17 protein-coding genes are annotated in these 20,721 nt (G+C 66.2%); 7 read left to right on the forward strand and 10 right to left on the reverse strand.

Annotated elements, in window-relative coordinates:
• The first annotated feature begins 6 nt into the window (after nt 1-6).
• Nucleotides 7-1,167 carry a GGDEF domain-containing protein gene (locus DY467_RS17380; RefSeq protein ID WP_164637784.1) on the forward strand — a complete coding sequence of 387 codons (1,161 nt, stop codon included), beginning with the start codon at nt 7-9 and terminating at the stop codon, nt 1,165-1,167.
• A 37-nt stretch (nt 1,168-1,204) separates the two neighbouring features.
• Entirely contained in the window at nt 1,205-2,314 is a 1,110-nt protein-coding gene (locus tag DY467_RS17385; RefSeq protein WP_164637786.1) for a DUF2336 domain-containing protein, read from the forward strand.
• 22 nt (nt 2,315-2,336) lie between these two features.
• Here DY467_RS17385 and DY467_RS17390 read toward each other — a convergent pair whose 3' ends face one another.
• The 4 genes from DY467_RS17390 to DY467_RS17405 all read right to left on the reverse strand — a co-directional run bounded on the left by DY467_RS17390 (nt 2,337) and on the right by DY467_RS17405 (nt 6,269).
• On the reverse strand, nt 2,337-4,562 hold the full coding sequence (locus tag DY467_RS17390) for a TonB-dependent receptor family protein (protein WP_164637788.1): 2,226 nt from the start codon (nt 4,560-4,562) through the stop codon (nt 2,337-2,339).
• A gap of 59 nt (nt 4,563-4,621) precedes the next feature.
• Nucleotides 4,622-4,966 (reverse strand): DUF2946 family protein, encoded by a 345-nt coding sequence (locus DY467_RS17395; RefSeq protein WP_234822347.1) that lies wholly within the window; start codon nt 4,964-4,966, stop codon nt 4,622-4,624.
• A gap of 116 nt (nt 4,967-5,082) precedes the next feature.
• Nucleotides 5,083-5,721 carry an NrsF family protein gene (locus tag DY467_RS17400; RefSeq protein WP_164637838.1) on the reverse strand — a complete coding sequence of 213 codons (639 nt, stop codon included), beginning with the start codon at nt 5,719-5,721 and terminating at the stop codon, nt 5,083-5,085.
• A 2-nt stretch (nt 5,722-5,723) separates the two neighbouring features.
• Nucleotides 5,724-6,269: a sigma-70 family RNA polymerase sigma factor gene (locus DY467_RS17405; RefSeq protein ID WP_164637790.1), complete on the reverse strand. Its 546-nt coding sequence runs from the start codon at nt 6,267-6,269 to the stop codon at nt 5,724-5,726.
• 254 nt (nt 6,270-6,523) lie between these two features.
• Between DY467_RS17405 and DY467_RS17410 the strand changes: the two genes are divergently transcribed.
• The 3 genes from DY467_RS17410 (at nt 6,524) to DY467_RS17420 (ending at nt 9,743) form a co-directional block, all read left to right on the forward strand.
• The gene (locus DY467_RS17410; protein ID WP_164637792.1) at nt 6,524-7,261 is read left to right on the forward strand and encodes a hypothetical protein; all 738 of its coding nucleotides are present in this window, start codon (nt 6,524-6,526) and stop codon (nt 7,259-7,261) included.
• A gap of 85 nt (nt 7,262-7,346) precedes the next feature.
• Complete coding sequence (locus tag DY467_RS17415; RefSeq protein WP_164637794.1) at nt 7,347-8,126, forward strand: enoyl-CoA hydratase; 780 nt, start codon at nt 7,347-7,349, stop codon at nt 8,124-8,126.
• A gap of 198 nt (nt 8,127-8,324) precedes the next feature.
• A complete protein-coding gene (locus DY467_RS17420; protein ID WP_164637796.1) occupies nt 8,325-9,743 on the forward strand; it encodes a TolC family outer membrane protein in 1,419 nt (472 codons plus the stop codon).
• 420 nt (nt 9,744-10,163) lie between these two features.
• On the opposite strand, the gene DY467_RS17425 is transcribed toward DY467_RS17420, so the two are convergent.
• The 5 genes from DY467_RS17425 to DY467_RS17445 form a co-directional block, all read right to left on the reverse strand.
• Nucleotides 10,164-10,490: a hypothetical protein gene (locus DY467_RS17425; RefSeq protein ID WP_107343781.1), complete on the reverse strand. Its 327-nt coding sequence runs from the start codon at nt 10,488-10,490 to the stop codon at nt 10,164-10,166.
• 199 nt (nt 10,491-10,689) lie between these two features.
• Complete coding sequence (locus DY467_RS17430; protein ID WP_107354968.1) at nt 10,690-13,812, reverse strand: efflux RND transporter permease subunit; 3,123 nt, start codon at nt 13,810-13,812, stop codon at nt 10,690-10,692.
• A gap of 160 nt (nt 13,813-13,972) precedes the next feature.
• The gene (locus DY467_RS17435; RefSeq protein WP_107343779.1) at nt 13,973-15,211 is read right to left on the reverse strand and encodes an efflux RND transporter periplasmic adaptor subunit; all 1,239 of its coding nucleotides are present in this window, start codon (nt 15,209-15,211) and stop codon (nt 13,973-13,975) included.
• 218 nt (nt 15,212-15,429) lie between these two features.
• Nucleotides 15,430-16,827 (reverse strand): CoA transferase, encoded by a 1,398-nt coding sequence (locus DY467_RS17440; protein WP_164637798.1) that lies wholly within the window; start codon nt 16,825-16,827, stop codon nt 15,430-15,432.
• Between the two features lie 50 nt (nt 16,828-16,877).
• Nucleotides 16,878-17,828, reverse strand: coding sequence for a LysR family transcriptional regulator (locus tag DY467_RS17445; RefSeq protein WP_164637800.1), 951 nt, complete (start codon nt 17,826-17,828; stop codon nt 16,878-16,880).
• Nucleotides 17,829-17,908: 80 nt separating this feature from the next.
• On the opposite strand from DY467_RS17445, the gene DY467_RS17450 reads away from it, so the two are divergent.
• Nucleotides 17,909-18,862, forward strand: coding sequence for an NAD-dependent epimerase/dehydratase family protein (locus DY467_RS17450; RefSeq protein ID WP_164637802.1), 954 nt, complete (start codon nt 17,909-17,911; stop codon nt 18,860-18,862).
• 599 nt (nt 18,863-19,461) lie between these two features.
• Nucleotides 19,462-20,067: a hypothetical protein gene (locus tag DY467_RS17455; protein WP_164637804.1), complete on the forward strand. Its 606-nt coding sequence runs from the start codon at nt 19,462-19,464 to the stop codon at nt 20,065-20,067.
• Nucleotides 20,068-20,209: 142 nt separating this feature from the next.
• Here the strand turns inward: DY467_RS17455 and DY467_RS17460 are convergent, their stop codons facing one another.
• Entirely contained in the window at nt 20,210-20,719 is a 510-nt protein-coding gene (locus DY467_RS17460) for an ASCH domain-containing protein (RefSeq protein WP_349627652.1), read from the reverse strand.
• Nucleotides 20,720-20,721 lie beyond the last annotated feature (2 nt).

The following is a 20,721-nucleotide window of genomic DNA, read 5'->3' on the forward strand; positions in this document are numbered from 1 at the left end:
CGGACGATGGGACCAACTGCCGCGCTGTCGGGCACCCTGCCCGACCCTCAAACCAGGGCTGAAGACGCCAGGGCAGAAGACGCGCGCACCCTTGCGGTCCGTGGCCGACGGATGCGTCAGCGCCGGCACATGCTGGACCTGATCGCCGCCAGCTTCATGATCGATGCGGCGATCCTGCTGATCTACGTCCAGGCCGGCACGATCCCGTCAATCGTGGTGGTGGCATTCGCCGTTTCCGGCGCCCTGGTAGGCGGCATTTTGTTCGCGATGTCGGAATCCGGATTCAACGATCGCTTCTCCGACCACTATCTGACGGTGCCGATCGCCATCACGACGCTGGCGCTGATCATCGGCTTCACGGTGTGGGCGCCGCAGATCGGCGCCTTCTTTCTGTTCGAACTGTTCGTGGTGTTCGGTTTCGCTTCGCTGCGCGCCGATCGCCGGCAGGCACTGATCCTGTGGTCCGCGCTGCTGTGCGCGCTGGTGCCGCTGTTCCTGCTCACCGATCTGCCGATCGGGATGCCGCACGACAATTCGCTCGAACGGCTCGCCACCCTGCTGGCGCTGGTGCTGACGGTCGGACGCTGCACCTTCATCGGGGTGTTTTCCAAGGCGCTGCGGGACTCGCTGTACAAGCGCGGCGCCCAGCTCCGCGAGGCCTATCAGCGGATCGAGGAGCTGGCCGAGCTCGACGAACTCACCGGGGCCTATAACCGCCGCTGCATCATGCGGCACCTCGACAACGAGATGGAACGCGCGGCGCGGCACTGCGAGTCGCTGTCGCTGGCGCTGATCGACCTCGACTGGTTCAAGCGCATCAACGACACGTTTGGTCATCCGATCGGCGACGAGGTGCTGCGCACTTTCGCCATCACGATCTTCGCCAACATCCGCAGCTTCGACCGGTTCGGCCGCTACGGCGGTGAAGAATTCCTGCTGCTGCTGCCGAACACGTCCGACGACGAAGCCCGTCTGATCCTCGACCGGCTTCGCATGATCGTCGCCAATCTCGACTGGAGCGCGTTCTCGCCCAGCATGATGGTGACGCTGTCCGCCGGCGTCACCACCATGACGCTCCAAGAATCCACCGAAGCCGTGCTGGCACGGGCCGATCGCGCACTCTACGAGGCCAAGCACGGCGGACGAAACCGAGTTGCCTGCGCCTGAAGAAACAGGCGCCCTGTCTTCGCTCTAGGAAAGAGTAATGACTTCAAGACCAACGAGGCCGGCCCTCCACCTGCTCGATGAATTGCAGGCGATGCTGGCGCACGGCACCGTGGCGCGCCGCGTCGAGACGCTGCGCCGCGTGACCGACCTGTTTCTCGACGGCGTGGACTACAACGACGAACAGATCGAGGTGTTCGACGACGTCTTCACCTGCCTGGTCGAGGACATCGAATCCAACGCCAAGGAGCTGCTGGCGCAGCGGCTCGCCAATGTGCAGGCGCCGCCGCGGATCATCCGGCAACTCGCTTTCGAAGACCGGATCGAGATCGCCGCGCCGGTGCTGTCGCAGTCGGAGCAACTCGACGACGCCACCCTGATCGCCAATGTGCGCGCCAAGAGCCAGCAGCACATGATGGCGATCTCGATCCGCCGCACCCTCAGCGGTGCCGTCACCGACGTGCTGGTCGAACTCGGCAATCCGGCGGTGGTGCAGAGCACCGTGAAAAACCCCGGCGCCGAATTCTCCGACAACGGCTATTGCGTGCTCGCCCGGCGCGCCGAACATGACGACGGCCTCGCCGACGCGCTGGGCCAGCGCACCATTCCGCGGGCGCAGTACCTGAAGATGATCGCCATCGCTTCGGCGACCGTGCGCAGCAAGCTCGAAGCCGCCAATCCGCACGCCGCCGCCGATGTCAGCAACGCGGTGCGTCAGGCCGGCCGGCTGGCCCGCTCGGCGCCGCGCGGCATCAGCCGCCAGACCTCGATCGCGCACGGGCTGGTGCGTTCGCTGTTTGAGGAAGGCCGCATTGACGCCGTCGCGGTGCACAGCTTCGCCCAGCAGCGCAAATTCGACGAGACCAATCAGGCGATCGCCTGTCTGGCCAACATCACGGTCGAAACCGCCGAAGCCATGATGGTGGAATCGCGCGACGAAGGAGTGCTGATCCTCGCCAAGGTGTGCAACCTGACGTGGGCGACGGTGCGCGAGATCATCGACATGCGCGACGAGATCAACGGCACGCATTCGCACGATCTCGAGGAATGCCGCGACACCTATGAGCGGCTGCGCACCTCCACCGCCCAGCAGGTGCTGCGCTTCCACCGGATGCAGCAATCCACCGCCGCCGCACCGCCGGCCGCCTGAGCGGCCGGCGACGGCGTTTCGCCTACCACCTCGCCTTGAAGCCGGCATAGACGGCGCGGCCGGTGCCGGGTTCGAACAGCGGCGAGTTGGCGTTCGCCTTGTCGATGATGCTGGCCGAGGCGATGTAGGTCTTGTCGAGCAGGTTGCGGCCTTCGATGTAGATCGAATACGGCCCGCCGTTGTCGATGCCCGCTTTGAGGCCGAGCAGCGCATAGGGCTCGGTCTGAAGCGTATTGGCGCTGTCGACGTAGTAGGCCTGCGGCACCCATTCGACGTTCGGGCCCATATAGAAGCCGTTCGGATTCTTGTAGAGCAACTCGGCGCGTAGATAGTGCCGCGGGGCGCCGGGCAGCAGGTTGTTGCCGAACTTGGCGTCGCCGTCGAAGCGGAAGTCGTTCAGCGTGTAGGCCATGTTCAGCCACAGCCGGTCCGGCGCGCCGGCGCGCTCGAACAAATGCTTGAACAGCGTCACGCCGAGGCCGGCTTCGACACCTTGATGTAGGGTGCGGTCGGCGTTGGTGACGTTGCAGTTGCCGAACGCGCTGTAGAGACACAGCAGTTCGTCCTTGATCTCGGCCCGGTACAAGCTGAGATCCCAGGTGACGTCGGGACGGCGCCCGCGGGTGCCGATCTCGTAGGTCGTGGCGCGCTGCGGGCGGATGCTGGTGAACGGGATCGTCGGAATGCCGGGGCCCGACGCACTCTCGCCGAAGCTCGGCACCTCGGCACTACGCGAGACGTTGGCGAAGGCCTGCCAGTTCGGATCGATCTGCCAGAGCAGTCCCCCCTTTGGGCTCCACAGGTTGAACTCGGTGGAGCCGGACTGATCACCATCCGACAGGAAGCGATCGCGGCGGTCGCGGGTGGCGTGCAGGAATTGCGTGCCGCCGACCAGCGCAACGTTCTGCAGGAAGTAGAACGAGTCCTCGATATAGACGCTGGTGTTGGTCGACTTGTCGAGCGACGACGACGCCAGCGCACCCTTGTTGCCGGCGACGTTGACGTACTGCTTGTTGTCGATCCGGCCGTTCAGCAGGTTGACGCCCGCAACTAGACGATTCCGATAGCCGCCGATGATGCGATCGTCGGTGACTTTGGCGAAGCCGCCGTAGTCCTGGTAGCGATAGTCAAGCCACTGGAAGATCGGATGCATCAGATGGCGGTCGACGCCGAAGGCGCCGAAATCGACCACGGTGTCCTCGAACCGGATCGTGGTCTTATTGGCGAGTCGCACGGTGTCGATGTTGCGCTGCTGATCGAGCGCGACGTTGCCGGGCGCCGCGGTCTGCGGCGAATTCAGCGCGATGTCCTTGGTAACGGTGCCGGGGATCTTCTGCCGGACGCTGTTGGCGTTGAGATAGAACCGCGTCTCGATATCCGGCGTGATCTGATAGCCGACATTGCCGCTCAGCCGGTACGCCTGGCCGTCGCTGTGATTGCGGAAGCCGTCCGCGGCCTGCGCCGAAGCCGTGACGTAACCGTCCCAGGCTCCGTTGACGCCGCCGGCATTGGCCTGCAGCCGGCGATAGCCGAACGCGCCGGCATCGACGCTGACGCCGTTGGGGAACGGATCGCGGCCGGTCTTGGTGACGAAATTGATCGCGCCGCCGAGCGAATTGGCGCCGAACTGCAACGCGTTGGCGCCCTTGTAAACCGAGACGTAGTTGTAGGCGGTCGGATCGATCTCCTGGAAATCGCCATAGCCGTCGGCGGTATTGATCGGAATGCCGTCCATGTAGAGCTGCACGCCGCGCAAATGGAAATTGCGCGAAAGGCCCGAGCCGCGGATCGACAGCCGGGTGTCGTCGCCCCATTTCGGCTGCGCGAAAACGCCCGGCACGTAGTCGAGAATGTCCTTGATGGTGCTCGCCACGGTCGAGTTGCGATAGGCGTTGGCCGGCACCAGCGCGACGCCGCCCGGCGTCTGCTCGATGTCGCGCAGCGCCTGCTGCACGTTGAGCACGGTCAGCGCCGGCCCGCGCGCGACCTCGCTTGCGGCCGGTGCCGCGGACGGCTGCACGGCGGGGGTGGTGCTACGCACCGCGCGCGTGGACTGCGAGACGGCGCGCGGCTTCGGACGCGCCGGCGCCGGACGGGCGGCTTGATCGGGCGCCTGCACGGTGACCGGCGGCAAGGTGCTGTCGGAACGGCTTTGCGCCGCGGCGGGCAAGGCGACGAGGCAGGTGGAGACGAGCGCGGTGGCGTGCACAAGCAAATGCCTGCGCGACCGCGGGAATGCGGATGACATGACGGAACTCCGGCAACTGATCGGACGATGAGGTGGACGCGCGCAAGCGCGCGCGATCGTCAGGTCAGAACCGGCGGGCCGCGGGGCTGATGGGCAGGAGACGGCCGCAGCGCGACGAATGGCGTCGCGCGCGGGACTTCGTAGCGGATGCTGAATGCGATCCGGATCGCGAGCGCCGGCGACAGCGGCGGCGGGGTCGCGCTGACATGCTGGCCGAGGCACAGCGGGCAGCGGATCGGAACGGCCTTGGCCGGCTGGCCGGCATCACCCGCGGCGCCATCATCCACGGCAGCGATACAGAACTCGTGACCGGTGATGAGTTGAACCGGAGACTGTCCGGCGAGCAGCGTGCTGGCGAGTACGACATTGAGCACAAGCGCGTAGGCAGCGACCCAAGCCGCCACCAATGCCCTCGCCCGCCGTCGTGAAAACCCGCTCATGCAGCGCCCCTTGGTGTTTTGCTACCACAGGCGCAAAGCGAGTCAAATTCATTCGCGATCAGTAACGTCCCGGAGGTGTCTCAGTAACGCAGCACCCGGGGCCCCAGCACGGCGCCGAGGCCGGCGACCATCACGGTCGCCAGCGTGTACCAGGTGGCGACAAACAGCGGGGAATCGTCGACGCAATGCGCGGCATACAGCGTGCCGGCGAGCCCGGCCGACAGCATGCCGGCGAGCGCGCCCGCGAGCGCCGGACGCGACGGCGCGCCGCGGCGCAGCCCCACCAGCGCGGCGCCGAGGATCGGCAGCGACAGCACCGGGATCGAGCCGAGGCACAGCAGCGAGTTGTGACCGAGCAGCCGCGTCATCGCCGAGGTGCGATGCGGCAGCATCGCTTCGGCGCCGATCGCGAGGCCGAGGATCGCCAGCGGCGCCAGCAGCAGCAGGCGCCAGCCTTTCGCCGTCGCCTCCGGGCGCGACAGATGCAGCGCGACGATGATCGCCGACAGCGACAGCGCCAGCGTCACCACGAATTTCAGGTCGAAGAACGGATTGCGCATCGCCTCGTGCAGATCCGGGCGCAGGCCGAGCGTCGTCAGCAGCAGCGCCGCCGACACCGGCAGCGCCACCAGCAGCGCGGCGGCCAGCACCTGCCCGACTGGGCGATCGCGGCTGGCACCGTCGGCAGCGAGCGCTTGGATCAGGCGATCGGTTTCCATGGTCACACCGTTCTCAATTTGGCGGCGAGCGCCGATAGGCCGCGATGTAGCGCCACCCGCACCGCGCCCTCGCTCATCGACAGTTTCGCCGCGGTATCCTTGATCGAGGCGCTGTCGACCGCGATCGATTGCAGCACGTCGCGTTGCCGCGGCGGCAAGCCTTCGAGATGCCGCGTCACTTCGCTGGCGGGCAGCGTCTCCGGTGCCGGTTCGCTTGCCAGCGTGTCGGCGAAGTCGTCGATATCGACGAACACCCGGCTGCCGCGGCGGCGCAGCGTATCGATCAGCTTGTTGCGAGCGATCGCAAACAGCCACGGGGCGAACGGCGCGCCCGAATCCCAGGTGTGCCGCTTCAGATGCACCGCCAGCAGAATGTCCTGCACAATATCCTCAGCCTGATCGACTGGCTGGCCGGCGCGGGCGAGACCGCGCCGCGCCCCTGCGCGCAGCACAGGCGTGACACTCTGGAGTAGCCGCCGATACGCGATGCTGTCGCCGGCATTGGCTGACCGCATCAGGTCGGTCCATTCGTCGTCACGTCCGCGCACGCACGCTCCCGTCCAACAATTCGGCCCTAACTGCGGTTCGTTACGCCCCACCGGGGCGATCACGGAGTCGTGAGGCAAACCGCCAGACGACGGCGGTTGCCGGCCGTTGCCATAGCACCGAACGACGCCCCGCAGCCACTTCGCGCCACTGCCCAGATGTTGCCGCGGATCGGCAATGTTTCCTCATGGTTTGGCCGCGCTGACGCCACCGCCCCGCGCTTTCTGGTCGCGGGCTGGCGAATGGGGAGAATGTCATGGACATCAAAGCCAGCGGGCGCTCGGCTCTGATCATTGCAGCAGGATTGACGGTGGGGTTGTGGTGCGTTGCACCCGCAACACCGAGCTTCGCGGCGCCACAGGCCGCCGCCAGCGATAGCGGAAGCGCCGCCAAGCCGGCGCCGAAGAAAAAGGCCGTCAAGCACCACGCCAAGCCGGCCAAGGCCAAGCAGGCCCAAGCCAAGCCTTCCGAAACCACTTCGTCCGACACCGAACAGTCCGAGACCAAGCAGTCCGAAGCCAAGTCGGTGGTCAAATCCCCGGTCGAGGAAGGCCGCGCCGCCGACGCCCAGACCGAGCCGAAGCCGCTCGCCGATGCCAGCGGTGCCCTGCCCGCCTCGATCGCCAATGCCAATGCCCAGGCGACACCGGCCGAAGCCGCTCAGGCCCAGCCGACCCCGTCCACGGAAGCCAGCCAAGCTGCGGCACCGGCCACCGCCGCTGGCGCGACCAACCCCGCCGTGATTGCCGCCGACCAGGTCAACGCTCTCGACCGCGCCGCAACCGATGCGCCGCAGCTTCAGGCGCAAATGCAGCCGCAACAGCCTGCAGCCGCCGAGACCGCAGCCACCCCGCAGCCGCAAGCCGACACGCAGGCCAAAGCCACCACCCACGACGATGATGCGTGGGACAAGCCGTCACTGATCGGCAAGATCTTCATCGCGGCCGGCGGCCTCCTCACTCTCGCCTCCGCGGCGCGGATGTTTATGGCCTGAGGGCGTCTGCGCCCACCCCTTGAAGCCGCTGGCGGCAGCGGGCAGATTGCCCGCGGCCGCGGTCGGCCTTCCGGGGACATGCATTATGAGCACATTCGAATTCATCATCGTCGAGCGTCAGAACGCGGTCGGCATCATCAAGCTCAACCGCCCGAAGATGCTGAATGCGCTGTCGTTCGGCGTGTTCCGCGAGATTGGCGCGGCGGTCGAGGATCTCGAGGCCGACGATGCGATCGGATGCATCCTGATCACCGGCAGCGAGAAGGCGTTCGCGGCCGGCGCCGACATCAAGGAGATGCAGCCGAAGGGCTTCATCGACATGTTCAACGAGGACTTCACCTCGATCGGCGGCGACCGGCTGGCGCGCTGCCGCAAGCCGACCGTCGCCGCGGTCGCTGGCTACGCGCTCGGCGGCGGCTGCGAATTGGCGATGATGTGCGACATCATTATCGCCGCCGACACCGCCAAGTTCGGTCAGCCGGAAATCACCCTGGGCACCATTCCGGGCATCGGCGGCACCCAGCGTCTCACCCGTGCCATCGGCAAGTACAAGGCGATGGATCTGTGCCTCACCGGACGGATGATGGACGCGCAGGAAGCCGAACGCTCGGGCCTAGTCAGCCGCATCGTGCCGGCCGACAAGCTGATGGAAGAAGCGCTCGGCGCGGCCGAGAAGATTGCCACGATGTCGCGCCCCACCGCAGCGATGGCCAAGAGCGCGGTGAACCGTGCGCTGGAAACCCCGCTCGCCGAAGGTCTCGCCATCGAGCGTGACCTGTTCCGGTCGACCTTCGCGCTGGAAGACCGCGCCGAGGGCATGGCGGCGTTCATCGAAAAGCGCAAGCCGAACAACCAGAACCGCTGACAACACGCTGACAGATCGCGGCCGCTGCGTCGGAAAGCGTGCACAATACCGCGCGCCCCATCGTCGCAGCGTTGCCGCATCACAACACCCCCACGCTGCAACGGCGGCTGTCGGGCCCGGTCGATTGCCTCGCGTTGCACTGCGTTCTACAAACGTGCAGGCATCGCGGGGCGGATGTCCAGGAGGGCGCGGGACCGCATGGTTTGGTGGACGAGACTCGTTGGCAGCGCGTATCGCGCTCATCGCTCGGCGTTGACCCTGGGGGTCGCGACGGCGATCGGCGTCGCAGCGGCCGGACCGGTATCGGCCGAAGGACTATCCGACGCGCTGGTCAAAGCTTACCAGTCCAACCCGCAACTCACTGCCGAACGCGCCCGTCAGCGAGCGACTGACGAGAACGTGCCGCAAGCGCTCGCCGGCTATCGCCCGCAGCTTCTGGCCACGCTCGGCGCCGGGCTGCAGCAGGTGCGCAACCTGCTCCCCACCAATACTTACCAGGGCGACACGCTGCGGCCGTGGACGATCGGCGTCACCGTCACGCAGACGCTGTTCAACGGCTTCCGTACCGCCAACAGCGTGCGGGTCGCCGAGCTGCAGGTGAAGTCGGGCCGCGAGGCGCTGCGCAACGTCGGCCAGGGCGTGCTGCTCGATGCGGTGACGGCCTACACCAACGTGCTCGCCAACCAGGCCTTGGTGGCGGCGCAGAAGGCCAACGTCGATTTCCTCAGCCAGACGCTCGACATCACCAAGAAGCGCCTGAACGCCGGCGACGTCACCCCGACCGACACCGCGCAGGCCGAAGCGCGCCTCAACCGCGGACGCGCCGACCTGAACGCGGCGGAAGTGAACCTCGCGATCAGCCAGGCCACTTACGCGGCGGTGATCGGCAGTTCACCGGGCACGCTGAGCAATGCCACGCCGGTCGACCGGCTGCTGCCGAAGAGCCGCGAAGACGCGATCGCGCAGGCGGCGAAGGGCAATCCCGCGGTGCTGGCCGCGGGCTACGATGTCGACGTCGCCACCACCACCATCAAGGTCGCCGAAGGCGCGCTGCTGCCGACCGTGACGTTGCAGGGCAGCGCCAGCCGCGCCAGCCAGACCGACTCCACGCTCGGCACCTACGGCACCGACCAGGCCTCGGTGATCGGCCAGATCAACGCGCCGATCTATGACGGCGGCACTGCCGCGTCGCAGACCCGGCAATCGAAGGAACTGGCGGCGCAGAGCCGCTCGGTGCTCGACCTGGTGCGCAACCAGACCCGCACTGCGGCGATCGGCGCCTGGGTGTCGAATGAAGGCGCCAAGATCGCGGTGAGCGCCGCGGAATCCGAAGTGCGCGCGGCCGAAATCGCGCTGCAGGGTGTCAGCCGCGAAGCCCAAGGCGGCCAGCGCACCACGGTCGACGTGCTGAACTCGCAGCAGGATCTGATCCAGGCGAAAGCCCGACTGATCGGCGCGCAGCGCGACCGTGTGGTCGCGTCCTATACGCTGCTCAGCGCCATCGGCCGCCTCGACGTCCAGAACCTCGGCCTGAACACCCCGGACTATCTGCCCGACGTGCACTACCAGCAGGTCCGCGACGCCTGGCACGGCCTGCGCACCCCGTCGGGGCAGTAAGCGTCGATCCACAACCTTTGACGACGCTGCGGGAGACGCACACAGCGTTCCCACGTCTCCCTCTCTCGTCTTGGCCGGGCTTGACCCGGCCATCCACGACTTTCGCGCAGACGCTCAGCAAACCATGGCTGCCCGGGACGAGCCTGGGTACGACGCCTGCAAGGCGCCGCGTTTTCTAACGACGGTCCGAGAGCGCTTCATCGATTGATGAGAAGCGGATCTGGCCTTTGCCAAGCGTCCGAAGTCCTCATCCTGAGGAGCCCGGCCTCGCCGGGCGTCTCGAAGGATGAGGAGCCACATCGCCTGCGGCGCATGGTTCGAGACGGCGCTTTGCGCCTCCTCACCATGAGGTTCTGCAAGCTGCGACCGCTAGGAAGTGCGGTCCTGATTCCGTCAAAAGCAGAGATGCTCTAAGTGCGCTCAATACGCCTTGAACTGATTGCCGCTAAAGCCGCTAAATGCGTCGACGTCGGGTGCGCTGAAGCCGGCGGCTTCCGGCTGCAGGACGGCGCGCGGCGGAAAGCGATCCTCGCGCGGCGGGAATGCCGGGCCATGCGTTGCGGTCACAGTGGCGGCGGTGTCGCCGAGCGCGCGGCCGGTATCCAGGCTGATGAAATGCTGCTGGGAACACGCCAGACAGAACACCGGCTCATAGCTCGGCCGATCCCCGCCGACCACCTCGTCGGCAAGCCAGGTCTGAGTCATCAGACCATTCTGCGGGCATCGGTAAACCAGAAGCTTGGCCATGGTTGAATGTTGCCATGGCCTCGCGTGCCCTCCTTGACTCAGGTCAAGAGGCCGCTGCGGTGTATCGCCGCGACGGCTTTGTCATCAGGGCGTCACACGGTAACAGCGCAGTTGTTGCGTATTTTCAACACGATCTCGCCACACCCGGACAACTCCTACCCGCGTTACTACGAGGGAGCGCGAATGGCCGGCGGGGCGATTAGTTGGCGCGCCGCCGGGAGAAATACGAGATCAAAACCGGCAGGGTGATGAGAATCACCCCCGGCGCCAGCATCATGCCGGTGACCACCACGATCGCCAACGGCTTCTGCACCTGCGAGCCGATTCCGGTCGACATCGCCGCCGGCAGCAGGCCGACGCCGGCGATCACGCAGGTCATCAGCACCGGCCGGAGCTGCAGCTCGCCGGTGCGGACCACGGCGCGCAGCCGATCGAGCCCCTGGTCGATCAACTGATTGTACTGCGACAGGATGATGATGCCGTCCATCACCGCAATACCGAACAGCGCGATGAAACCGATCGCCGCCGACACGCTGAACGGGATGCCGCTGACCAGCAGGCCCATCACGCCGCCGAAGATCGCCATCGGGATCACGCTCATCGCCAGCAGCGTGTCGGTGAGCGAGCCGAAATTGAAGAACAGCAGCGCACCGATCAGCGCCAGACTGATCGGGACCACGATCGACAGCCGCTTGATCGCATCCTGCAGATTGCCGAATTCGCCGACCCATTCCATTCGCGAGCCCGGCGGCAACTGGACCTGGGCGTTGACCTTTTCCTGGGCTTCGCGGATCGCGCTGCCGAGATCGCGCTCGCGCACCGAGAACTTGATCGGCAGATAGCGCTCCTGATCCTCGCGATAGATGTAGGCGGCGCCGGACACCAGCTGGATGTCGGCGAGTTCGCTGAGCGGGATCTGGGTGATGCCGTTCGGTCCCTGCACGCCGATCCGCAGATTGTGGATCGCCTCGGCGCTCTTGCGATATTCCGGCGCCAGCCGGACGATGATCGGGAAATGCCGGTCGCTGCCCGGCTCGTACAGATCACCGGCAGTGTCGCCGCCGATCGCCACCTTGATGGTGGCGTTGATGTCACCCGGCGTCAGCCCGTAGCGCGCCGCGCGGGCCCGGTTGACGTCGATCTGGATGGTCGGCTGGCCGAGCGAGGTGAAGACAGCGAGGTCCTGCACGCCCTGCACCGTCGACAGCACCGCCTTGATCTTGTTGGCGGTGTCGGTCAGCGCCTGCAGATCGTTGCCGTACAGCTTGATCGAGTTCTCGCCTTTCACGCCGGACACCGCTTCGGAGACGTTGTCCTGCAGATACTGCGAGAAGTTGAACTCGACGCCCGGGAATTTCGCCTGCAGCTGCTTCAGCATCCGCGCGGTCAGTTCATCCTTGTCGTGGCTGCCGGGCCATTGCGAGGCGGGCTTCAGCGGCGCGAAGAACTCGGCGTTGAAGAAGCCGGCGGCGTCGGTGCCGTCGTCGGGCCGGCCATGCTGCGACACCACCGACTCGACCTCGGGGAAGCTGGCGATCAGCTTGCGCATGTCGTTGACGTAGCCGTTGCCCTCGGTGAGCGAAATCGTCGGCGGCAACGTCGCGCGGATCCAGAGGTTGCCCTCTTCCAGCTTCGGCAGAAATTCGAGCCCGAGAAAGCGGGTGGCGATCAGGGTGGTCAGCACCAGGCCCGCCGCGCCGGCCATCACCACCGGCCGGTTCTTCACCGCCCAGCCGAGCCACGGGGTGTAGACCTTGTGCAGCATCCGCATCAGCCAGGTCTCGGTCTCCTGGACATGGTGCGGCAGGATGATGGCGCTCAGCGCCGGCGTCACCGTGAAGGTCGCCAGCAGGCCGCCGGCGAGCGCGTAGGCGTAGGTCCGAGCCATCGGGCCGAAGATGTTGCCTTCGACGCCGGACAGCGTGAACAGCGGCAGGAAAGCCGCGATGATGATCGCAGCGGCGAAGAAGATCGAGCGTGACACGTCCGCGGCGGCGGAGCGGATCGCGTGCTTCTTCATTCCCATGATGGTGTCGGCGGAGATCTGACTGCGCTCTTCGGGCGACAGCACGGTGGTGTGCGAGAGTCGTCTGAAGATCGCCTCGACCATGATCACGGTGGCGTCGACGATCAACCCGAAGTCGATCGCGCCGACCGACAGCAGGTTGGCGGACTCCCCGCGTAACACCAGGATGATCACCGCAAAGAACAGTGCGAACGGAATCGTCGCGCCGACGATCAGCGCGCTGCGCAGGTCGCCGAGGAAGATCCACTGCAGCAGCACGATCAGCAGGATGCCCACCACCATGTTGTGCAGCACGGTGTGGGTGGTGGTGTCGATCAGGTCCTTGCGGTCGTAGATCCGCTCGATCCGCACGCCGGGCGGCAGCAGGCCCGACGCGTTGATCTTGGTGACCGCCTGCTCCACCCGCGCGATCGTCGGCGAGCTCTGCTCGCCGCGCCGCATCAGCACGATGCCCTGGACGATGTCGTCATCGTTGTTGATGCCGGCGATGCCGAGACGCGGCTTCTCGGCGACATTGACCTTGGCGACGTCTTTGACCAGCACCGGATTGCCGTTGTTCGACGCCACCATCGTATTGGCGAGATCGTCGAGCGAACGGATCAGGCCGACGCCGCGCACCACCGCGGATTGCGCGCCGATGTCGACGGTGTTGCCGCCGACATTGATGTTGGAGTTGGAGACCGCCTGCAGCACCTGCGGCAAGGTCAACCCGTAGGCGATCAGCTTGTTGAAATCGACCTGGACCTCATAAGTCTTGGTCTTGCCGCCCCAGCCGGTGACGTCGATCACGCCGGGAATGGCCCGGAAGCGGCGCTGCAGCACCCAGTCCTGCAGCGTCTTCAGATCGAGCACGCTGTAGCCGGGCGGGCCGACCAACCGGTAGCGGAAGATCTCGCCGATCGGGCTGAGCGGCGAGATGCCGGGCTGGACATTGCCTGGCAGCGGCGGCAGCTGTGACAGCCGGTTGAGCACCTGCTGCAGCGCCTCTTGATATGTGTAGTCGAACGAGAACTGCAGTTTGACGTCGGACAGGCCGTACAGCGAGATCGTCCGGATCGTCTTCAGGTTCTTGATGCCGGCGACCTGGGTCTCGATCGGAATCGTAATGTAGCGCTCGATCTCCTCCGCCGAGAGCCCGGGGCTCTGGGTGACGATGTCGACCATTGGCGGCGTCGGATCGGGATAGGCTTCGATATTGAGGTGTTCGAACGCGGCGACACCGCCTGCCAGCACCAGCAAGAACAGCGCGAGCATCAGGAAACGGCGGTTGACCGCGAGTTCGACGAGGCGACCCATGCGGATCGGACCTTTCAGGGCAGGCGGAGGCTGTGAGGCGCTGGTCCGGCGGTTATGTCGATCAATGCCGCAGGCCGTTCAGAAGAACAAGGCGACCGCAGGCTGAGGGCGGGAGCGCCGGCGGCGGGACCGCGCGGCGACGGTCGTGTGCAGACCGGAGTTACCCGGTGGCAGCCCGATCGATGAACAGGCTGCCGCGGGTGATGACCTTTTCGCCCGGACGCAGATTGCCGGTGACTTCGACCAGATCGCCGGCCGACAGGCCCGGCTTCACCGTGCGCAGCTCGATCGAGCGGTCGTCATGCGCGACCCAGACCCGAACCTGGTCGCCTTCGTAGATCAGCGCCTGGCGCGGCACGCCGACGGCCGGATGATCCGACGGCGAGTAGATCGTGACGTTGGCGAACATTTCCGGCTTCAGCAGCCCGCCGGGATTGTCGATGGTGGCGCGCACCGTCAGCCGGCGGGTGGTCGGGTCGATCGCCGCGGCGACGTAGTCGATCCGGCCGGTCAGCGTGCGGCCCGGCAGCGCCAGCACTTTGAAGCTGATGTCCTGGCCTTCGGCGACATCGGCAGCTTCGCTTTCACGGACGAAAGCGGTCAGCCACACCGTCGACAGATCGCCGATCATATAGACGGGATCGCTGGAGCCGGAGTTGACGTACTGGCCCGGACCGACCTTGCGCTGCACCACGGTGCCGGCGATCGGCGCCACGATGGTGGTCTCGGGATTGATATTGCCCTTGTCCTGGAACGCCGAGATCGCGGACTCGCTGAGGCCGAGAATGCGCAGCCGGTTACGTGCGGCTTCAAGCGCCGTGGTGGCCGACTGGAAATCGTTCTGCGCGGTGACCAGCGTCGCCTGGGCCTGCTGATAGTCCTTCAGCGGCACAGCCTTGCCCTCGAACAGATCGCGGGCGCGCTTGTCCTGAAGCTGCGCCAGGTCGAGCTGCGACTTCGCCTTGTTGAGCGCGGTCGAGGCGGTGATGAAATCGTTCTGAGCCTGGACGGTGTCGGGCGCTTCGATCGAAAACAGCGGCTGGCCCTTGGTGACGTGGTCGCCGGGGCGCGCCAGCAGCTTGGTCACCCGGCCCGCATAGGGCGAGAACACCGGGGTGGCGCGGTCTTCGTCGATCGCGATCTTGCCTTCAGTGACGTGCTCGGCGCGGAAGCTGCGGTCGCTCACCGGCTCGATCGTCAGGCTGGCCCATTCGGCTGGGGTCGGGGTGTAGCGGTCGGCACTGCGGCGCGACTGGCTGGAAATATCGGTGTGGCCGCGACCCGGCTGCTTGAACTGAGCCAGCTCGTAACCGCCCACGGCAACGCCGGCCGCAACGCACGCAGCCGCGATCCACCAGGTGCGCCGAAGACGCAAATTTCGAAGAAAATGTTCGCGCATGCCCTGCCTGAGCTCCGGCTTGATCGCCGCGTTGCCTCCCTGACGGCTGATAATGCCCGAATCGTGGCCAGCGCAAAGTGAAAACGGCAAAAATGCGCTTAGCAGCGAATGATGACACCAGCGCGTCAGCCGCCGACCGAGACGCGCGCCTCAATGGGCAGGCTTACGAATTCCATCCTGAACGGCACATTAACCGGTGGAACCGGCGGCCGGAGGCCTTAACCGCGGGCCGGCCAGGCCGCCGGATCGGTCCCCAGCGGCACCGCCGGGCGGGCCCAGGCCGCCGGCGTGGCGCTGAGCACCGCAGAATGCCGGACCGCCTGCAGCGTCCCGAAGCCGGATCGGGCGCGTTCGAGATACGGCGCCGCCGCTTCCTGGCCGATCTCTGGGGTGGCGAGACCGTGCGGCAGCCGCCCCATCTCCCACAGCCATTTGCCGGTGCGGGCCAGCGACACCTGGACGTGCCAACTGCCGCCCTCGCGCGCCTGGCGGGCCTTGGCGATCATCGCCCCGAACGCCATCAGGTAGCCGGTCGTATGGTCGAGGATCTGCATCGGCAATTCCTTCGGTCCGGCGACACCGGCCGCCTGCCCTTCGGCATGGTTGAAGCCGGTGGCGCACTGCACCAGGGAGTCGAAGCCGCGCCGCTCCGCCCACGGCCCCGAGCGTCCATAAGCGGAAAGTGACACGTAAACGATGCCGGGATTGATCGCGGCCGCTTCCTCAGGCGAGAAGCCGAGCGCGGCGAGCGAGCGCGGACGATAGCCCTGGCTAAAGATGTCCGCTTCGGTGAGCAATTCGCGCAGCGCGGCGTGGCCCTCCGGCGTGGTCAGGTCGGCGAAGCTCGACAGCTTGCCGCGGCCGGTGTCGATCACCAGCCAGGGGATCGACGGCAGCCGGGGGCTCGACACCAGCATCACGTCGGCGCCATGCGCCGCCAGCGTCCGGCCAGCGACCGGACCGGCGATCACCCGCGACAGGTCGAGTACACGCAGACCGGAGAGCGGCCGGCTGCCTTCCGGCCACGGCTTCGGCGCCGCCTCGCCGATCTTGGTGATCTCTACCAGCGGCAGCGCATCGAGCGCGGCAGCCTGCGGCAGCGCCTGCCATTCTTCGCGCGATCGCATCAGCGCCACCACGCCGCCGGCCTCATAAGCAGCGGTCTCGAACGCTTCGCCCTCCCACTGCAGCAGCGCGGCCTGCACTGCATCGCGGACCGGCTCGCAGGCGAGCACCCGGCAGACCGCGCCGCGATGATGCGGAAAGTTGGTGTGCAGCCGGACATAACGGCCGCCCTTCACCTGATACACGCCGGCAAGCGGATCCCAAGCGGGCGGCGGCGGTTCGTCGTTCTTGCGCAAGTAGCGTTCGGAGCGGCACTCGATCGCAGCGTGGCGGATGTCGACGCTGACGCCCTGCGCCTGCCCGCTCCGCATCGCCCAGATCTCCGCTGCCGCCAGCCCACTCGCCGCAATCGCCACCTGCGCCGCGGCGTCGACGCGAAATGACGACGGCAGTTGCGGCTCCTCGCCGGTCAGCGTCACGCGTTCCAACGCGGCAGCATCGCCGCCGACGGAGGTCCAGAGATCAGCAAGCAGATCACGGGGAGATTGCATACGCCTTGCCTCCCGGCTCCCATCGGAGCCGCCTTGGTGACGGCGCACGGCTAAGTCGGTCCGCGCGCCGCGCGTTGACGACGATCCGCATAGGCCGGCCCGGCGACCTCGCGCAAGAGGCCACGAAACCAGACCAGCAGCGGATCGCCATGACGCAGATGCGACCACACTAGCGTCATCGGCAACTCGATCTTGGTGAACGGCGGCGGTTTGACGATCAGATCGAAGGCGCCGGCAAAGCGCCGGGCCAACGCGCGGGAGATCGTCGTCACCATGTCGGTCGCGGCGACGGTCGCCAGCGCCGCGGTGAAATGCGGCGTGACCAGCGCGACCCGGCGGCTCACCCCCGCGGCCGCCAGGATTCCGTCGAGCTCCGAGCGACCGTCGTCGAGCAGCGCGATGCCGACGTGGTCGACGTCGGCATAGTCGCCGATCCGCCAGGTGCGTTTGGCTTTCGGATGGCCGCGCCGCATCACCAGCGCGAGGCGGTCGGCGGCGATCGGCATACTCACCGCACCGGGCGGCAAATCGGTGGTGGCCAGCGCGAAAGCGAAATCCAGCGCGCCGCTCTCCATGCGCTCGCGCAGATCCGCGCGGTAGGGCTCGAAGCGCAGATCGATGCCGGGCGCCTCGCGGGCCAGCCGCGCCATCAAAGGCGGCGCCAGCAGTACGGTCTGATTGTCGGACGCCGCGATGCGGATGGTGCGCTGTTCGGTGGCCGGGTCGAACCGGCGTTCGCGAAACAGGTCCTTGAGGTCGGCGACGGCGACGCTCAGGAGCGGCACCAAGGCTTGCGCCTTCGGCGTCAGCACCAAGCCATGATGACCGCGGACCAGCAGCGGATCGGCGAGCAAAATGCGCAAGCGCGACAGTGCGCGGCTCATCGCCGGTTGGCTCAGGCCGACGTCCTGCGCCGCGTGGGTGACGTTGCGCCGGCGCAGCAGCGCCTCGAGCGGCGGCAGCAGATTGAGGTCGAGCCCTGCTAAATTCACTTCGCGCATGATGATGATATAAACAATGCATTTTTGATATGCAACGAAAGCGCTTAGTCTGCGGTCATCGACTTTGACAGGAGTTGTCCATGACGCCGGAGATCGTCGTTCTCGGCTACGGCCCGGTCGGCCGTGCCACCACCGAATTGCTCGCAGCCAAAGGCGTTGCGGTGCGGGTAGCGCAACGATCCAGGCCCGCCGATCTTCCGCGCGGCGCTGTGTTTCAAGCCTGCGACGTGCTCGAACCCGCTTCGGTCGCTGGTGCCGTTGCGGGCGCAAGGCAGATCGTCGTCGCGATCGGCTTTCCCTATGTCGGCGAGGTGTGGCGCACCGCGTGGCCAGCGGCGATGCAAAACCTGCTCGCGGCCGCCGCTGCGGCGAATGCGCGGATGGTGTTCGTCGACAACCTGTATATGTACGGCCCGCAGCACGCGCCGCTGCGCGAGGACATGCCGCTGACCGATGCCGGCGTGAAACCCGCGGTGCGCGCCGCCATCACGCGGCTTTGGACGACGGCGAGCGCCGCCGGCCAGGTACGCGTCGCGGCGCTGCGGGCGCCGGATTTCTACGGGCCGGGCGTCGGGCTGTCGCATCTCGGCGATCTCGCATTCGGCGCACTCGCCAAGGGCAAGCGCGCGATGCTGATCGCGACGCCGGACACGCCGCACGACTTCGCCTACGTGCCGGATATCGCGCGCGCGGTCGCGACCCTGCTCGACGCCCCGGACGACGCCTTCGGTCAGGCCTGGCACATGCCGAGCGCGCCGATCCGCACCCCGCGTCAGATTCTCGAACTCGGCGCCCGGGCGCTTGGCATGCCTGCGCGGATCACGTCACTGCCGCAATGGCTGCTGCCGGCGATCGGCACGGTGTCGCCGATGCTGCGGGAGATGAGCGAGATGCGTTTCCTGTGGGATCGTCCGTACCGGGTCGATGCGCGGAAATTCACCAGCCGGTTCTGGTCGGACGTCACGCCGTTCGAGATCGGCGCCGCGGCGACCGCGTTGTCGTTCCGCGAACGGGCCGCTGCACTGGCGGCGTGATCGCTTAGTGAAAATCCCGCGACGGCGGCAGGATGCGGATGTCGCGGGGGTGGCGTTGGGCGGGGGCGTCGGGCGTGTCGCGAACGTGACGCTCGCCGCAGCGAACGACCGACCGCGCGTCGCCTTGCGGCGCGCCACCGGCGGCGGTTTTGCGCGACCAGGTCCGTGCTTCCGGGGACGGGCGCGATGCTTTCCGCACCGCTGCATCCGGCGGGCTTTCCCCGCCTTCGCTCGTCCCTCGTCCAGCGAACTAACAAGTCGCAGAGCCCCGTAGTATACTCGGACGGAGACCCGATGCCTCCCGGACGCGGGCTTGCGAGACCCGTCGCGTCACTCCGGCTTCGCCAGCCACGCCGGCTCCGCCGAAGTCGCCCGGCTGGTCACCCAGCCGACCGATCTGCCCCCACCAAGACGCCTCATGATACGCCCCTCGTCGGACAGGACGGGTAGTCGAACCAGGATTTTGTCAGGACGCAGGGCTACGGAATCTTGGTGCGCGAGAGCGGATCTGAAATCCGACCATGTCGAGAGAGCCAGAAGGCCAATTCTCCTGGTGCGTTCGCCTGTTGTATGATTGCGGTAATCGTGGGGTCGCCTGGATGAACACGACATCTTGGATCAAGGTCTGGCCAGTATTGAGCGCAGCCTTGTTGCAAACACTCGCTTCAGCTGCCGTTTGCGAAGAGACGAGAGCACAGCAGGGTGATCTACGCTGGCGGACTTCGACGTCCGAGGGTCGATCATCTCTGGTTCAGGCATCTTCCGACGCGACGGACGCCGTCGGCCGCTTCGCGTTCACATGCGTCGTGAAATCTGGAAACGTCGCCGTCTCGGTGGCGATGAGGGATGAGCAACGCTCCGCATTCGCGGCGCTGCTGACCAGCGGTGAATATCCCACGGTCGCGCTGTCGGACGGACGGACCAAGTCGGCACTTGCGAAGCTTGAATTCGGCGATGCTGATGGCTGGTCGTATGCTTTCACCGTTCCGGTTGACAGCAAGTGGCTCGACGATTTCGAGAAGACGGGCTCAGTGCGCCTTGCGATCGGTAAGACGATCAGTGACGGCGACAGCCTCAATGTCGGACTCGGCGCGATCAACGACTTTCGAAGCCATTGCAGAAAGACGCATCAAACACCGCCGCCCGCTGTCCGGCCGCTTCCGCGCCCCCCTCCGAACCCCGACGTGTTTCCGCCAGCGAAATAGACCTCTCCTGAGGCGCGCTAGCGACGGTTCGTATGACGGCCGCACGGGCTCCCGAGAGCGATACACGAGAGGACCGTCAGCTGATCGCCTCGGCCAAGAGCGCTTTGGGCCAGAAGCGGAATGAATGGCTTCCTATTCGCATTCAGGACGGAGTCGAGCCAATGCGTTCGACAAGCTCAAACCGTTCACACCAGAGCATCATATCCGGCGCATATCTTCCAAGTCGCATGAAGTATCGCGTGTGCGCCTCGCGCCAGTATTGCAAAGAACGGTCACCTTCACCTTCATCGAAAGCAAACGCCCCATCGACTTCGTCAAAGCGTCGTTTCGTCAATTCAATTGTCTTCAGGACGGCCTTCGGAACGCCTTGCCCGTCTAGGACGACCATCAACTTACCGACCTCCGCAGAAAGCAGGCCCTGACTTTCTGCCCAGCAGGTCGCACGCTTTGTTCCCGAGAGAACAAGCTCAACAAGCCTGTTCGCCAAGTCGGGACTATCGCCGAATGAAAATGTCTCTAAGTTTTGCCATTCCATTTCGAAAGGGTGCTTGCGGATTTGAGTGATGTCAACGATGCGACGTGCCCGAGGCATTGCGAAAACGCTGCAAAACATGCCGAACGTCGAATGGCCGCTTAGGGTCATAAGCGGCATCA

This window comes from Rhodopseudomonas sp. BR0G17 (assembly GCF_010907025.1).
In the GTDB taxonomy this organism is placed as follows: Bacteria; Pseudomonadota; Alphaproteobacteria; order Rhizobiales; family Xanthobacteraceae; genus Rhodopseudomonas; species Rhodopseudomonas palustris_H.

What these genes read in the sequence shown, in the direction of transcription:
- DY467_RS17435 (WP_107343779.1), bottom strand. Translation starts at nt 15,211, where the DNA reads ATGCGCGAACATTTTCTTCGAAATTTGCGTCTTCGGCGCACCTGGTGG.
- DY467_RS17385 (WP_164637786.1), top strand. Translation starts at nt 1,205, where the DNA reads ATGACTTCAAGACCAACGAGGCCGGCCCTCCACCTGCTCGATGAATTG.
- DY467_RS17415 (WP_164637794.1), top strand. Translation starts at nt 7,347, where the DNA reads ATGAGCACATTCGAATTCATCATCGTCGAGCGTCAGAACGCGGTCGGC.
- DY467_RS17410 (WP_164637792.1), top strand. Translation starts at nt 6,524, where the DNA reads ATGGACATCAAAGCCAGCGGGCGCTCGGCTCTGATCATTGCAGCAGGA.
- DY467_RS17445 (WP_164637800.1), bottom strand. Translation starts at nt 17,828, where the DNA reads ATGCGCGAAGTGAATTTAGCAGGGCTCGACCTCAATCTGCTGCCGCCG.
- DY467_RS17420 (WP_164637796.1), top strand. Translation starts at nt 8,325, where the DNA reads ATGGTTTGGTGGACGAGACTCGTTGGCAGCGCGTATCGCGCTCATCGC.
- DY467_RS17400 (WP_164637838.1), bottom strand. Translation starts at nt 5,721, where the DNA reads ATGGAAACCGATCGCCTGATCCAAGCGCTCGCTGCCGACGGTGCCAGC.
- DY467_RS17430 (WP_107354968.1), bottom strand. Translation starts at nt 13,812, where the DNA reads ATGGGTCGCCTCGTCGAACTCGCGGTCAACCGCCGTTTCCTGATGCTC.
- DY467_RS17390 (WP_164637788.1), bottom strand. Translation starts at nt 4,562, where the DNA reads ATGTCATCCGCATTCCCGCGGTCGCGCAGGCATTTGCTTGTGCACGCC.
- DY467_RS17455 (WP_164637804.1), top strand. Translation starts at nt 19,462, where the DNA reads ATGAACACGACATCTTGGATCAAGGTCTGGCCAGTATTGAGCGCAGCC.
- DY467_RS17440 (WP_164637798.1), bottom strand. Translation starts at nt 16,827, where the DNA reads ATGCAATCTCCCCGTGATCTGCTTGCTGATCTCTGGACCTCCGTCGGC.
- DY467_RS17460 (WP_349627652.1), bottom strand. Translation starts at nt 20,719, where the DNA reads ATGCCGCTTATGACCCTAAGCGGCCATTCGACGTTCGGCATGTTTTGC.
- DY467_RS17450 (WP_164637802.1), top strand. Translation starts at nt 17,909, where the DNA reads ATGACGCCGGAGATCGTCGTTCTCGGCTACGGCCCGGTCGGCCGTGCC.
- DY467_RS17425 (WP_107343781.1), bottom strand. Translation starts at nt 10,490, where the DNA reads ATGGCCAAGCTTCTGGTTTACCGATGCCCGCAGAATGGTCTGATGACT.
- DY467_RS17380 (WP_164637784.1), top strand. Translation starts at nt 7, where the DNA reads ATGGGACCAACTGCCGCGCTGTCGGGCACCCTGCCCGACCCTCAAACC.